Genomic DNA, 15,130 nt, shown 5'->3' on the forward strand with positions numbered 1-15,130 from the left:
TCCCCTCCGGGGGAGGATACGCGGCATTCGCAATTCGCGAATCGCGAATCGCGAATCGCGAATGACTCCAAGCCCCCCCTCGGTCCCGCGGAGCTCAAGCGTTCAACGGGATCTCGGCAAGATCGTGCGGGCGGTGCCGTTGATGCATGCGGCAGCCGTAGGTGTGGCGCGCGCAGGTGGAGAAAAACGGCGCAGAAACGCAAAAGGCGTTGCGCCAAGGTCGAGCAGGTCTGCTCAACATGGGCAACGCCTCGAGCGATGCTTGCTCCGTGGACGACTAGACTTCGAACTCGCCCTTCTCGAGAACGTCGGCGACGCGCCAGAGGAAGTTGTTCGCGGCGACGCCGTCGACGATGCGGTGGTCGTAGCTCAGGGCGGCGTACATGACGGGGTGGATGGCGATGACGTCTTCACCGCCGGGACCCTCGACCACGACGACGCGCTTTTGGATTTCACCCATGCGCAGGATGCCGACGTTGGGCTGGTTGATGATCGCGCCACCGAACAAGTTGCCTTTGAGGCCCGGGTTGGTGACGGAGAAGGTCGCGCCGCTCAGATCGTCGACCGTGATCTTGCCGCCGCGCGCACGCTTGGCCAGCTCGTCGATCCCGCGAACGATGCCGCGCACGCCCAGTTCGTCCGCGCGGCGGATGACCGGAACCACGAGGCCGTCGGGCGAGTCGACCGCCACGCCGATGTTGATGTCCTTCATCACGACGTAAGCGTCGTCGAGCACGCGGGCGTTGAGCGCCATGTTCTCGCGCAGGGCGCGGGCGACGGCCACCACCACGAAGGCGAGCATCGTGAGGGCGTGGCCCTCTTTCTTGTAGCGATCCTTGTGGGCATCGCGAAGCTGCGAAACCTTGTTCAAGTCGATCTCGGCCACGGTGACGACGTGGGGCGAGGCGAACTTCGAATAGGTCATGTGGTCGGCGGTGATGCGGCGCCGGCGCGTGAAGGGAACGACCTTGTCACCCTCGTTCGGCTTGTAGGCCGGCACCTTGAAGGAGCCGTAACCCAAGCCCGGGATCGGCGGGACGAAGCCGCCACCCTGATTGATCAACTGCGAAAGCGCGGCCGCCGGTGCACGGGCCGGTGCAGGCGCGGGAGGCGGCGGTGCCACCGGTGCAGGCGCAGGCGCTTGCGGCGCAACGGCCTGCGGGCCATTGGTGGCGGCTGCGCGAAGCACGTCGTCACGGGTGATGCGACCGCGCTCGCCGGAGCCTTGCACGGACTCGAGATTCACCTCGTTCTCGAGAGCAGCCTTGCGGGCCGTCGGCGTGGCCAAAGTGCCACCCGTCACGCTGCGCGAGGACACGGTCTCGAGCCCCGCGGCGGCGGCGAGCGAAGGTGACGATGCGGGAGGTCGCTGCACGACGGCGGCGGGCGCCGACGGAGGCGCGGGCACCGGTGCGGGTGCGGGCGCGCGCACGTCGCTCGACGGGGCCGCAGGCGCCGCTTGCGGGGCCGCACTTGCTTGTACGGTCTCGTCCAGACGACAGAGCACCGCGTTCACCGCCAGGGTCTCCCCCTCCTTCGCGAGAATCTGCGTCACGCGGCCAGCGGAGGGTGCGGGCAGCTCGGAGTCGGCCTTGTCGGTCCCGATCTCGACGAGCGGCTGGTCTTTTTGCACGAAGTCGCCTTCGCGGACGAGCCACTTGGTGACCGTCCCTTCGGAAACGCTCTCACCGAGCTGAGGAAGCGTGACGTCAATCATGGCGCCAGCTTTTAGCAAGTCGCGGGGCGCTTGACGAGACTCGCGAGAAAGTAACCGTCGGTGCCGTGAACATGCGGCAGCAAGCGCAGCATGCTTTCCCCTTTTGCGAGATCGGCCGCGGGCTGGCCTTCGAAGGGTTGGAGCTCCAAATCGGGGCGCGCAGCCAGAATTTTCTCGATGACTTGCTCGCCTTCCTCGCGCAAAACGCTGCATACGGCATAAACGAGGCGCCCGCCCGGCTCGAGCAAATCCGCGGTGCGCGTGACGATGGCGACCTGCAGGGCCGAAAGCCGAGCGAGGTCTTCCGGTGCACGGCGCAAATAGAGATCGGGACGCCTCCCCAAGGTGCCCGTTCCCGAGCAGGGCGCATCCACCAAAATGCGATGGTAGCGGCCTTCGACGGCACCGGCGCCGACGGACCAATCGACTGCGTACGTGGCGCGCGGTGCTCGCGCGAGCCTCGTCAGCTCCTCGCGAAGGCGCGCCAGCTTGGACGGGTGCAGATCCGCAGCATCCACCGCGCCGGCTCCGACGGCACTCGCCAAGAGCGCCGTCTTGTTGCCCCGCCCCGCGCAGGCATCGAGCACCACGTCGCCGGCGCGCGCACCGAGCGCGAGCGCGATCACCTGCGAGCCCTCCTCCTGCAACGTCCACGCGCCCTCGGCAAAGCCGGGCAAATCGTGCGGCCTCCCCGCCCCGCGCACGCGGATCGCATGCGCCGAGAGAGGCCCCAGCTCGAACTCGCCCTGCGGCGCCGCCTCGCGCAGCCGCTCGAGCCACGCGTCGCGCATATTTGCAGCATACACGCAAATACCATTGGGCGGTGCCGTCAGCGCCGACCGCAAATAGGCGCGCGCGCCTGCGTCACCGAGCGAAGCGGCCAAGCTCGAGAAGAGCCACGGCGGCGCCGATTCCACGGCAATCGCCTCGAGGTCGAGGCTCGCAACCTCCGCCTCGGCCTCACGCGCCAGCTTGCGCAAAATCGCATTGGCGAACGCCGCGACCTTCGGACCATTCACGGCACGCACCGCGCTCACGGCTTCGCTGACGGCGGCGAACTTGGGCACCCGCTCGAGGAAGAAGAGCTGGAACGTCGCCAGCACGAGGTGAACGCGCACCCGCGGATCGAGCTTGTCCAGCGGCCGCGTCGCGTGGCGCTGCAACCGCGACTCCAGCCACCGCCGCACACGCAGCGAACCGTACGCAAGCTCCGTGGCCAGCGCGCGATCGCGCGCGTCGAGCTGCGGCGAGCGCGCAATCTCCGCATCCAGGGCGGCGGCCGCAAAAGCCTGATCGCGATCCACGCGCAGGAGCACGTCGGCAGCCACGCTGCGAGCAGATATCTCGTTCTTCAACCGAAAATCTCGCGAATCTGCCCCACGATGACGTCCCAGCGACGCTCCACATCGTTCTTGAAGGCGACCATCATCAAAACGAAGAGCACGCTCATGCCCACCAAGCTCGAGACCTCGCGCGCACGCAGCGACAGCGGGCGCTTCTTGATGGCCTCCAGCGCCAGAAACACGAGGTGGCCGCCGTCGAGCACCGGAATGGGAAGCAGATTGACCAGACCGACGTTGATCGAGATGACCGCCATCGCCCACACGAAGTCACGCGTGCCCTTGGCGCCGGCCTGCCCGGCCACGTCGTACATCGTGATCGGCCCGCTCACGCTGGCGAGGCTCACGCGACCTTGGAGAATGCGCCAGAAGCCCACGGTGATGAACTTGATGACGTTCACCGTTTCCTCGAAGGCGCCGCGAAGCGAGTACGAAATCAAATTGGGATTCTTCACCATCGCGGGCGGCGCATTCGGACTCCAATGCGTCGTCAAGAACACGTGCCGCTCGTGGCGCTGGGAAAACTCGTCGACCCACTGCTCCTTGCGCAGCTGGAAATTGCCCGCCATCGGCTGCCCGCCGCGCGTCCACTCCAAGGCGTGCATCCGATTCGGATCGCGCAGAAGCTCTTCGGCCATCGCCGGCCAATAGCGCTGCGGCACACCATCGAGCTGCGTGATGCGATCGCCCGCGCGAAGCCCCGCCTTCCACTCGCCCGACCCCGGCGGCACGAAGGCCACGTACATGTCCGAACCCTCGATGCCCGAGCGCAGGAGCACGTCTTTCGCGCGCGCATCGGCGTTCTCCTCGGTGCCCGCCGATTCACGCGGCATCGGCGTCAACGTCACCGCACCGGGATCCATCACCGCGATGTCGCAAAGCCCGCCCGCTGCGGGAACGGGCACGGGGCGCAAATACGCGAGCACCACCGTGTCGCCGCGGTTCTTCGCCAGTGCGTCGATCAGGTCCAGAAAGCGGTCGACCTTTTTGCCATTGATGGCCGTGATGCGGTCGAACGTGCGCAGCCCCGCGCGGTAGGCGGGCGAGTCGCTGCGCGGCACGCCGATGACCGGCGCGGGGAAATTCGGCATGATCCCGACGCGCGCCACGTGCTCCACCACATCGAGCTCGCGCTGCACTTCGGAGCGCTCGACGAGTTCGTCGGCCGGGGTGACCTGCACCTCCACCTGCTTGCCATCGCGCTCCACCACGAAGCGAACCGGCACGCCCGCACGCTGCGAGACGATGCGTTGCACGTCGGGGAAGGTCTCTACGTCCTGCCCATCGACGGACAGAATGCGATCGCCCGGCACGAGCTTCCCCTCGGCCGTGCGCCCGGGCGTGACGACGCCGACGTTGGGCGCGGGAAAGGTGCGATCCTCGAGGAACACCGACGTGTAGAGCGCCACGGGAAAGACGACGTTCATCGCCGGCCCGGCCAGCACGATGACCACGCGCTTCCACAAGGCCTGCGCCTCGAAGGTGCGTTTCGCGTCCTCGGGCGGAATGGCCTCCGTGCCCTTGGCCTCCTCGAGCATCTTCACGAAGCCGCCGAAGGGCAGAAGCCCCACGCAATACTCCGTTTCCTTACCGCGCAGCCGAAGGATCTTCGGGCCGAAACCGATCGAAAACGTAATGACCTTCACGCCGAAGAACTTCGCAAAGACGAAGTGCCCCGATTCGTGAATGAAAATGAGGATGCTCGTGAGGAGGGTAAAGTAGAGAAGATCCACGTTCCCGCCTCGCCTCTACGTCAAGCAGCCGAGACCGCGGAAGCCGCGTGGCTCGCGATGACCGTATCGAAGATGGTGCGGCCGTCGACGCCGCCGAGGATGGCCTCGCTCATGCGCTCCGGGTGCGGCATCACGCCGAACACGTTCTTGCGCGGGCCGCCGTAAATCGCGGCGATGTTGTGCACCGCCCCGCTCGAATTGGCCGCGTCGGTGACGGCACCGGACTTGTCGCAATACTGAAGAGCGATGCTGCCCGATTGTTCGAGCTCGGCGAGCACGCGATCGGTGGCTTGGTAACGCCCCTCGCCATTGGCGACCGGGAGGCGCCAGACGGCATCGAGCTTCGGCGTGAACGGACCCACGGCGCTGACTTTGACGTAGACGTCGCCACATGCAAACCGCATCGCTTGATTGCGGGTCAGCGCACCGGGAAGGAGTCCAATCTCGGTGAGAATTTGAAAGCCATTGCAGACGCCGAGGACGTATCCGCCTCGTTTTGCATGCTCCACGATGGGCTGGATGATGGGTGCGACCTTCGCGATCGCCCCCGCCCGAAGGTAATCGCCGTAGCTGAACCCGCCTGGGATAGCTACGAGATCCGTCCCGGTCGGGAGTGCGGTCTCGGTGTGGCGAACGACGGTGGTGGGCACTCCGCAAACATCGCGAAGCGTACGGACCATTTCGGCATCTGCGTTGATGCCAGGAAAAACGACAACGGCGGCGCGCATTTCGGCCCTTTCGCTAGCACGGAAGCGCCAAAGCTTCTACGTTGCGCCGCGTGACGCATCAATCGTCGGGCGGGGTTGCCGCCGTACCTGGGACCGCACCGGGCGTTTTTCCTGGTGATTTGGTGATCACGGACGAGCTCGTCCGTCAACACAAAGTAAGCGAGGCCGAATATCGGACCATCGTGGAGGCGCTCGGACGCCCCCCGACCTACACCGAGCTCGGCGTCTTCAGCGTGATGTGGAGCGAGCACTGCTCCTACAAATCATCGCGCGTGCACCTGCGCAGGCTGCCCACCAAGGGCCCACGGGTCATTCAGGGCCCCGGTGAGAATGCCGGCGTCGTGGACATCGGGGACGGATTCGCCGCCGTCTTCAAGATGGAGTCGCACAACCACCCGAGCTTCATCGAGCCGTACCAAGGCGCGGCCACCGGCGTCGGCGGCATTCTGCGCGACGTCTTCACCATGGGCGCACGGCCGATTGCCTCGCTCAATTCACTGCGTTTCGGACGGCCCGATCATCCGCGCACCCCGGAGCTTCTGCGCGGCGTGGTGGCGGGCATCGGCGGCTACGGCAACTCCTTCGGCGTGCCCACGGTGGGCGGCGAGGTGTTCTTCGATGCGCGCTACGACGGCAACATCCTCGTCAACGCCTTCACCTGCGGCGTGGTGCACAAGGACCGCATCTTCTACGGGCGCGCCACCGGCATCGGGAACCCCATTCTCTACGTAGGCGCCAAGACGGGACGCGACGGCATCCACGGCGCGACGATGGCCTCGGACGAGTTTGCCGATGACAGCGCCGGCAAGTCGAACAACGACGGCATCGCCACCGCCTCGTCGCTCCGCAGCGGCGTGCGCTCCACCATGCAGGTGGGCGATCCCTTCATGGGCAAGATCCTCCTCGAAGCGTGCCTCGAGCTCTTCCAGCTCGACTTGCTCGAGGGCATCCAGGACATGGGCGCCGCGGGTTTGACCTCGTCGAGCGTCGAGATGGCCGGCCGCGCGAAGAACGGCATCGAGCTGGATCTCGATTTGATTCCGCGCCGTGCAAAGCGCATGTCGCCCTACGAGATTCTGCTCAGCGAATCGCAGGAGCGTATGCTCCTCGTCGCCAAGCGCGGATGCGAAGATCGCGTGCTCGAGATCTGCAAGAAGTGGGAGCTCGATGCCGCCGTCATCGGCCACGTCACCGATACGCAGCATTGGGTCATTCGCGCGACCCCGGGCTACGATCCGCTGGCCGACGCGCCAAACAAGGGCGAGAAGCGCGAAAGCGTCGTCGTGGCGGACATCCCGATCGACATTCTCACCGACGGCGCCCCGGTCTACGACAGGCCGCGCGAGCCGCTGTCGCAAATCTTCGCCACGCGCATCGAGCTCGATCCGCCCGCGGATTGGGGCGAGGAGCTCATCACGCTGTGCGGCTCGCCCAATATCGGCTCGCGCCGGTGGATCTGGCGGCAGTACGACCACATCGTTCGCGGCGGCACCGCCGTGCGGCCCGGCGGCAGTGCGGGCGTGGTGCGCGTCCCGTGCGAGCTCGGAGACAGTGTAGTCTACAAGTATCTCTCCTTCGCCGTGGACTGCAACGCACGCCAGGTTGGCAACGATCCGTTCACCGGCGGCGCGATGGCCGTCGCGGAGAGCTGCCGCAACGTCGTGTGCTCGGGCGCAGAGCCCATCGGCCTGACCGACTGCCTCAACTTCGGCAACCCGGAGAGGCCCGAAGTGATGGAGCAATTCTCGCGCGCCATCGATGGCATCGCCGCCGCGTGCACCGCGCTGCAGGTGCCCATCGTGAGCGGCAACGTGAGCCTCTACAACGAGACCGCCGGCCAGGCGATTTTGCCGACACCGACCATCGCGTGCGTGGGCCTCTTCAACTCGGAAAAGGACATCGTCACCCCGTGGTTCAAGCGCGATGGCGACATCGTACTCGCGCTGGGCGTGCTGCCGAGCAACCAGGCCGGATGCCTGGGCGGCAGCGAATACATCGCGCGCAAGAAGGGCTGGACGACCGGCACCCCGCACCTCGATCTGGAACTCGAGACGCGGTTGCAGCGCCTCGTCCTCAAGCTGGCGCGCGAGCACCTTCTCTCGAGCGCACACGATGTCGCAGAAGGCGGCTTGGCCGTGGCCCTTGCGGAATGCTGTGTGACGGCACCCGAGGGAGAGAAAGATGTGGGAGCACGTATTACGCTCCCCGCTGTGGGTTCGACCGAAGGGCATGGCGCCGCCGACACTGCAGCGCGATTTTTCGGCGAGATCCCGTCACTCATTCTGGTGAGCGTCGACAAAAACAGTGTCGAGCAAGTGTTGGCCGCAGCACGCGACGTTGCGGTTCCCGCGGAAACCATTGGCGTCACGGGCGGAGAAACACTGCGCATCGATGACGCGACGCGCGCAAGCCTTCGGGTAGACCTCGCGCGGCTTCGCCAGGCGCGCGAAGAATGTCTCACGAGTATCGTCGGGGGCTAGCCAACCTGCCATCTCGTCGTGGTACATTTTGGGGGAGCACGCCTGCGCGTAGCTGAGTCATGTCCAAGGCGCCTTCACCGCTGCTCGGCTATAACAACAACGTCCGTCACAAGAGTCGGGTATTCCATATCCAGACCGAGGATTCGGGCGTTCGGCACCCGCATATCATCACGCACCTGTTCATGGACGGGGGGCGGATCCTCAAGTCGGTGAAGAAAAGCTACGCGGAGCACCTCGGCACCGAGGGCCTCTCCGACGTGGTCCGGCAGATGATGAAGGAACAGCACAAGGCGATGTTCATCGCCTTGCGCGGCGGGCATTTCGATCATTTGGTCGATGCGGCCTCCGATTCGGCGCCTCCGTCGCTGCGCGCCAAGGCGCCCGAGGCGGCGGCGCCAAAGGCCGACAGTGACGTGCCGGTGTCCGTGCCGCTGCCTAGCCAGGCTGCGGAAAGCGCGAAGCCGAGCGAGCCCGCGCCTTCGCCGGCGTCGCCGGCCCCGCCTACCTCGCCGGACTCGCCTGTCGCGGCGACGGCGCCCGACTCGGCGCCCGCGCCGGAGACGCCCCCGGCGTCCACCGCACCGGAAGCCCGCGAGCAGCCGCCGTCGCAGCAACCCGCGCAGGCTGTGAGCGCGCGGGCCCCCGAGCGTGAAACGGAGCTGACGCTCGACATCGACGCGCTGGAGCCCCCACCGGCCGACACGCGGGTCGACCTCCCACCGGCGCCGGATCCGTTCCCTCGGCCGCCACGCGTCGAGAGCCCTCCGCCGGAGCCGCTGCGCGATCTCTCCCCGCAATTGTTCAAGAAGCGGGCGGACACGTTCCGTTTCCGGCAGGGCAAAGAGACGCGGGCGACGGAGGCGCTGCTTTCGACCACGCTTCCGAAGGCCTCCCCTCCCCCTGGCTCGGGACCGCCCAAGGCGCCTCTCGCAGGCGCAGGCCTGCCCAAACCCGCAGCCCCTGGACCGCTTCCCAAGCCGGTTGTCCAGGAGAGGGCCCGCGCGACGCACGATCCGCTGCGCGACCGCTTGCCCGCGTTTTTGCGAGGGGACGTGCCGCCAAGCTCGGGAAGTGCCCCGGTGTCGTCCGGCATTCCGGACACCGACAAGGTGCCCCCCTCCTCCCAGCCGAGCAAACCTGCGTTACCCCAGACCGCGACAGGCTCGGAGGGTCGCTACGCACCGGCCCGCCCGGCCGCCATCTTCGGGCACGCCCGCCCGCAGCAGGGCAGCTCGATCTTCGGCGAGGACCTGATCAGCGACAAATCGCTGGACGAAGTGATCCTGAGCTACCTGGCCGAGGATCTCGAGGCCGACAAGAAATAGCCTTTTCTCCTTGACTTTAGGGGGATGAGGGGCTCACTTTGTCATGAAATAGAAAGTGATTTTCACTTTCATTTATCATGGAGTGAACATGGACGAGTCTCATCGTACCCGCCTCGCCGAAGGCCCCATCTGCATGGTCGAAGAGTGCAGTTGCGGTGTGATGCACCTGACGATCGGCCCCGTAACGTTGCGTCTGCAGGCCGACGCCGTCGAATCGATGTGGGTAACCTTGGGCGAGGCGATCAGCCGCCATGCCGCACACGATCGCGAGCGCGCGATGCACATTCACATGAGCAACTGCGCCAACCCGCACTCCGACGAGCGCCTCTCGTAAAGCGCCTCGGGTCTACTCCGTCGGCGCCGGGCTCGGAGCCGGCGGATCGTGGGGCTCGTTCGAGGGGGACACGATCGGCGGCGTCGTGGGAGGCACGACGCCCCACGTGGGGGCCCCCGACGGAGCACTCGGCGGCGGTTCGACCGGCATACGCGGGCGCTTGCCTTTGCCTTTGCCGCCGCTGGCGGATGCCGCGGGCGTCGCCGAAGCCGATGCTGCAGCGCTCGCACTCCCACCTGCTGCGGGCGCACGGGCGCTCGCGGACGCAGAGGCAGCCGTTCCTACCGGCGCTTGCTCGACGACCGACTCGGGCGACGGCGTTGCCGCACTCGTATGCACGGTGTGCGGCGGCGCCGAATGCCCCGACGGGGCGGCCTCCGCCGACGGCGCGGGCTTGGGCTCCTCGCTGGCCACGGGCCATGCGCTGGAGCTGGCGCTTGGCGCGGCCGAGGCACTCGCAGAAGGCTCCGCCTGCGGCGCGACCACCTGATCGCGGGCCGCCGCGTTCTGCGTGAAGGTGCCGCGGAAAAGGAAGGCGCCGACACCGGCCACGCCGATGAGAAGCATGGCCGCGAGCAGATGGCCCGTCCAACGTCCCCGCGCCGCCGGAAGGTCGTTGTCGATGTCCGTCCCGAGGGGCGTGAGTCGGCCGCTGCCATAATTGCGCACGGACGCGGCACGCACCGCATTCGAGTCGATGGAGACTTCCGTGGCCGCGACCCCGAGATCGTGCGGCGTGGGCAACGGCGAGCGCACGCCGGCTGCCAGTGCGGGAGGCGCGGACGAGTGCGGCGCGACGTGCTGGTGCACACCGAGCCGCGGCGTGCCGCCCTCGAGGTACGCGCGCAGATCGGCCCGCATCTCGCGCGCATTCTGGTAGCGATCCTCGCGCTGCTTCTGCATCGCCTTCATGCAGATGGCCTCGAGCTTCTTGTCCACGTTGGGCACACGCTGCGAGGGCGCGAGCGGAATGTCCGTCACGTGCTTGAGCACCACACCGAGCGCGCTGTTCGCCTCGAACGGCACCGTGCCGGTCAGCAGCTGGTACAGTATGACGCCCACCGAATACAGATCCGCCCGCGCATCGAGCGGCTCGCCGCGGCCTTGCTCCGGCGACATGTACTCGGGCGTGCCGACCACCAAACCGTGCGTCGTCAGCTTCCCTTGCTCACGCTGATCCGGAGACGGCGTCTCACTGCGGTCGTCCATGATCTTCGCGATGCCGAAGTCGCAGACCTTGACCAGATCCTTCTTGTTCCCCTCGTCGTCGGTCGCCGTGAGAACCATGATGTTCTCCGGCTTGAGATCGCGATGCACGACACCCATGTCATGCGCAACGGCCAACGCAGCAAGCGTCTGCATCACCAGGTCGGCCACGCGCGGCGGAGGGATGGGCCACTCGTTCTGAATCACCTGGAACAGATCGCGCCCGTCCAGGAATTCCATGGCCATGTACAACGTGCCGTCGTCCTCTTCACCGAAGTCGACGACGCGCATGGAATTCGGGTGGTCGATGCGGGACGCCGCCTTGGCCTCACGCATGAAGCGGGCAGGAAACGTCGCATCCCGAGCGAGCTCGCGATGAAGAAGCTTGAGCGCCACGACCTTGTCGAGCGCCACCTGGCGAGCCCGGTACACGGCCCCCATCGCGCCGCTTCCGATAAACGCTTCGACCGCGAATTTCCCCGCGATCTTGCGCCCAATCAGAGCATTTTGTTCCACCTGTGCCATCAATCGGGGTGAAGTCTAACCAACACGGCTTGATCCAGCCACACCCGTTATCCGCTCATGTACGAATAGCGGGCAGAGCGCCCAGTCAACACGTTCTACGATCCAAAGATTCGCGCGCGCTACGCACAATCTCCAAATCTCCATTGCGAAGTCGGCTGACCACCTGCGCAACATCGTGCGCGGCCGCGCCCGTAGCGATGAGCGCGCGCGCTTCGTCATCGCCCGTAAGAAGATCGAACGCGGGAATATCATCGACGAACTCATAGCGTTCCATTCGGAAGCGAAACCGTTCCGGATCCTGCTTGTGCGCCAGAGCAACGAGGGCCACGTAGCACGCAACGGGCCGGAAGGTGGCGGGATCGTCGACATGCACCTGGACGCCTCCGCAGATCTGGCCCGCGTGCTTGTGGAACATGGGCTGGAAGGTAAGTGGTCGCACGCGCACCCCGGCGTATTCCAGCGTGTGGAAATCGTGCGCGAGCTTTTTTCCATCGAGCCACGGCGCGCCGAAGATCTCGAACGGGCGCGTCGTTCCCCGCCCCTCGGAAAGGTTCGTTCCCTCGAGCAGGCAGCCTCCCGGGTACACCAAGGCCGTGTGGTACGTGGGCATGTTGGGCGAGGGCATGATGAAGGGCCGATCCCACGCGGTCGCATGCTCCTCGCGTGCCCACCCGCGGACGGCCGCAATCTCGAGCTGCTCGGGTGGGATGCCCTCCTCGTCGGCACGCCATGCCAGAATTTCCCCCAGGGTCAGCGAATGGCGGATCGGAAGGGCCTCGAGCCCCACGAACGAAAGATAGCCGGGCCGCTGCCGCTGTCCTTCGACGCAGGACGGCGCGCCGCCGATGGGATTCGGCCGGTCGAGCACGAGAACGCGTTTGCCGAGCTGATGACATTTTCGCGCGGCCAAAAGCGCGGTCCACACGAACGTGTAGTAGCGCGCGCCTACGTCTTGCAGGTCGATGACCAAGAGCTCGACATCCGCGAGATCTTCATCGCGTGGAACGAGCGCTGAAAAATCTTGGCCATACAAGCTACGAACTGGAATGCCATGTCGATCGCGTGCGTCTTCCACGCCGATCATGTCCTGCGCTTCGCCACCGAAACCGTGTTCGGGGCCGAAGACGACCTTCAGACGCGCACCTTGTCCGATGAGCACGTCGACCGCGTGCACGAGGTCGCGTGTGACGGACGCCGGATGGGCCAGAACCGCGACGTTCGTACCGCGTACACGTTGGGCGGCGGATTCTCCGGCGGCGAGAAGGTCGAGTCCGGTGAGCATGGAACCATCCTACGGGAACTGTGATCCCCATGTCAGGGGGCAAGCGGGTCGACGAGGCTTGCCATGAACGGCCACGCACGTGATGGCATCGTGGCGACCGCGCCGCAGATGGCGAACCTCTTTCGTACGATCGTCAAGATCGCCGACTACAAGACGACGGTCCTCATCAGCGGAGAGAGCGGCGTGGGCAAGGAACTCGTCGCCCGGGCGATCCATGCGCAATCGAGCCGCCATGATGGTCCCTTCGTTGCCATCAACTGCGGTGCCATTCCGGAAAATCTGCTCGAGAGCGAGCTTTTCGGCCACCGCAAGGGCGCCTTCACCGATGCGGGAGCGGATCGGCGCGGTCTGTTCGAAGAGGCCACGGGAGGCACACTCTTTTTGGACGAAATCGGCGAGCTACCGCTCGCATTGCAGGTGAAGCTTCTGCGCGCACTGCAAGAGGGCACGATCCGCCGCGTGGGCGACTCCATCGATACGTCGGTCGACGTGCGCATCATTGCTGCGAGCCATCGCAATTTGCGTGCAGAAGTGGGCGCCGGACGGTTTCGAGAGGATCTCTTTTATCGCATCAACGTTCTCGCACTTTCGATTCCACCATTGCGAGAACGCCGAGAAGACATTCCACATTTGGTGGACTATTTCATTGCGCGGAACAATTCACGGCTGGGCACGAATATCCACGGTGTCTCGCCCGAGGCGGCCAAGCTTCTCTGCGAGTATGCATGGCCGGGCAACGTGCGCGAGCTGGAGAACACCATCGAGCGCGCGATGGTGCTGGCCGATCGCGACCTGCTCGATTGCGCGGACTTCCCCGACCGATTGCACCAAAACATGGATCCGCTGCAGGCGCACTTGGCGAGCGGCGAGCTTTCCATCAAAAAGACGATGCACGTCATCGAGGAGATGCTCATCCGCCGCGCGCTGCAGAAGACCAACGGAAACCGGACGCGCGCCGCCGCTATTTTGGAGATCAGCCACCGCACGCTGCTTTACAAGATTAAGGATTACAAGATTGAGGACTAGAGCTCTGGCCATCGCGCTTGCGACACTCGGGTGCGGCGAAACGTCCCCGGTCTCGAAGACGCCGCCCGCGGCGCGCCACTCGGGTGGCGAGGCGGTGGCCTGGGCCTACGAAGTGACCGCGAACCGCGATGCGACGGAGCTCGACGTCGTCGCGACCCTGACCGGCGCCGCGAGCACCGAGCTGTCGGTGAGCGAGTCGGCGGAGCCCTTCGTGCGCGAGGTTCGCGTGGAGCGCGGTTCGGGATGGGAAACCGTTTCACCGCGTGGAACGTCGTGGTTCGTGCCGGAGTGCGCGTCGGTGTGCCGCCTTCGTTACCGATTCGATCTGCGAGGGGCGGCGGCGGAGGTGGTGCGCGATTCGATTGCACGCAGGGTCGGCGATGGCGTCTTCGAATCGCCGCCGCATGCATGGCTCCTGCACCCGCTGCAGACGAACCAGGACGATCGCGCGCGCTTCCACGTCGCGACGGAAGACGGCGTTCGCTTCGCAACGGGACTGCGTGCGACGGCGATGGATACGTACGAGATCCGCGCCAGCGAAATTGCGCGGGTGCCCTATTCGCTTTTCGGCAGGTTTCACGCGTCGTGGGTGCGCGTCGGCGATACGTCCGTGCAGCTGGCCATCGTGCCGGGGCGATACCGCGCGAGCGAGGCCGAACTGACCCAATGGATTGCGCGCAGCGCCGGCGCCGTGCGGGATTATTACGGGGCATTTCCCGTAAAGGGGGCGCTCTACGGGATCGTGCCCCGGTCGGGCGATTCGGTGGGCTTCGGGCGCGCGTCGGCCGGTGCGGGCGGCGCTTCCATTTTGATCGACGTGGGGCGTGATGCGGACGATGCGGAGCTTCGCCGCGATTGGGTCGCGGTGCACGAGACCTTGCACCTCACCATGCCGTCGCTCGCGCGCGAACACATTTGGGCCGAGGAAGGGCTCGCCACGTACCTCGAGCCCATCGTTCGGCGACGGGCGGGGCTTACCTCGGACGAAGATCTCTGGCGGCAGTTCTACGAAATGATGCCCAATGGCTTGCCCCGCGCGGGCGACCGAGGATTGGACAACACGCACACGTGGGGGCGCATTTACTGGGGCGGCGCGATCTTCTGGCTCGTGGCCGACGTGGAGATCCGCAAGCGAACGCAGAACGCGCACGCGCTGGGCGATGCCGTGCAGGCGATTTTGCGCGCGGGCGGGAACAACTCGGAGATGTGGGACGCCTCGCGCATGTGGGACGAGGGCGACCGCGCCACGGGTACCCATGTGCTGCGCGAGCTGGCCACCTCGATGGGATCTCAACCGGGCTCCGTGGATCTTGCGGGGCTCTTTCGTGAACTCGGTGTGAGCGCGACGGCGTTGGACGATAGCGCCCCGAAGGCCGCGCTGCGAAAGGCCATCACCGCGCGATGATGCGCGCACCCAGCGCGCGTCTTCTGGTA

At 66.0% G+C, this 15,130-nt stretch carries 11 protein-coding genes; 5 read left to right on the plus strand and 6 right to left on the minus strand.

Features of this window, described 5'->3' with window-relative positions:
- Nucleotides 1–277 precede the first annotated feature (277 nt).
- Genes LZC95_40895 through purQ form a run of 4 tightly spaced genes read right to left on the minus strand, consistent with a single transcriptional unit; the run spans nucleotide 278 to nucleotide 5,518 of the window.
- Entirely contained in the window at nucleotides 278–1,717 is a 1,440-nt protein-coding gene (locus LZC95_40895) for a 2-oxo acid dehydrogenase subunit E2 (protein WXA92793.1), read from the minus strand.
- An 11-nt stretch (nucleotides 1,718–1,728) separates the two neighbouring features.
- Nucleotides 1,729–3,045: a 16S rRNA (cytosine(967)-C(5))-methyltransferase RsmB gene (gene rsmB, locus LZC95_40900; protein WXA92794.1), complete on the minus strand. Its 1,317-nt coding sequence runs from the start codon at nucleotides 3,043–3,045 to the stop codon at nucleotides 1,729–1,731.
- Nucleotides 3,046–3,068: 23 nt separating this feature from the next.
- On the minus strand, nucleotides 3,069–4,790 hold the full coding sequence (gene rseP / locus LZC95_40905) for an RIP metalloprotease RseP (protein WXA92795.1): 1,722 nt from the start codon (nucleotides 4,788–4,790) through the stop codon (nucleotides 3,069–3,071).
- A gap of 20 nt (nucleotides 4,791–4,810) precedes the next feature.
- Nucleotides 4,811–5,518, minus strand: coding sequence for a phosphoribosylformylglycinamidine synthase subunit PurQ (gene purQ, locus LZC95_40910; protein WXA92796.1), 708 nt, complete (start codon nucleotides 5,516–5,518; stop codon nucleotides 4,811–4,813).
- A gap of 50 nt (nucleotides 5,519–5,568) precedes the next feature.
- Here purQ and purL point away from each other — a divergent pair, with 50 nt between their 5' ends.
- From purL to LZC95_40925, 3 genes are all read left to right on the plus strand, one after another.
- Nucleotides 5,569–7,998, plus strand: a complete 2,430-nt coding sequence (gene purL, locus LZC95_40915; protein ID WXA92797.1) for a phosphoribosylformylglycinamidine synthase subunit PurL — start codon at nucleotides 5,569–5,571, stop codon at nucleotides 7,996–7,998.
- Nucleotides 7,999–8,057: 59 nt separating this feature from the next.
- Nucleotides 8,058–9,323 (plus strand): hypothetical protein, encoded by a 1,266-nt coding sequence (locus LZC95_40920; GenBank protein WXA92798.1) that lies wholly within the window; start codon nucleotides 8,058–8,060, stop codon nucleotides 9,321–9,323.
- An 88-nt stretch (nucleotides 9,324–9,411) separates the two neighbouring features.
- Entirely contained in the window at nucleotides 9,412–9,657 is a 246-nt protein-coding gene (locus tag LZC95_40925) for a hypothetical protein (protein ID WXA92799.1), read from the plus strand.
- A gap of 12 nt (nucleotides 9,658–9,669) precedes the next feature.
- On the opposite strand, the gene LZC95_40930 is transcribed toward LZC95_40925, so the two are convergent.
- Complete coding sequence (locus tag LZC95_40930) at nucleotides 9,670–11,304, minus strand: serine/threonine protein kinase (protein WXA92800.1); 1,635 nt, start codon at nucleotides 11,302–11,304, stop codon at nucleotides 9,670–9,672.
- 169 nt (nucleotides 11,305–11,473) lie between these two features.
- Nucleotides 11,474–12,670 carry a DUF1343 domain-containing protein gene (locus LZC95_40935; protein ID WXA92801.1) on the minus strand — a complete coding sequence of 399 codons (1,197 nt, stop codon included), beginning with the start codon at nucleotides 12,668–12,670 and terminating at the stop codon, nucleotides 11,474–11,476.
- 63 nt (nucleotides 12,671–12,733) lie between these two features.
- Here LZC95_40935 and LZC95_40940 point away from each other — a divergent pair, with 63 nt between their 5' ends.
- Nucleotides 12,734–13,696, plus strand: a complete 963-nt coding sequence (locus LZC95_40940; protein WXA92802.1) for a sigma 54-interacting transcriptional regulator — start codon at nucleotides 12,734–12,736, stop codon at nucleotides 13,694–13,696.
- Nucleotides 13,686–15,101, plus strand: a complete 1,416-nt coding sequence (locus LZC95_40945) for a hypothetical protein (protein ID WXA92803.1) — start codon at nucleotides 13,686–13,688, stop codon at nucleotides 15,099–15,101. Before LZC95_40940 ends, LZC95_40945 begins: the two co-directional genes overlap by 11 nt.
- Nucleotides 15,102–15,130 lie beyond the last annotated feature (29 nt).

It is taken from the genome of Sorangiineae bacterium MSr12523, assembly GCA_037157775.1.
Taxonomy (GTDB): domain Bacteria; phylum Myxococcota_A; class Polyangia; order Polyangiales; family Polyangiaceae; genus Pendulispora; species Pendulispora brunnea.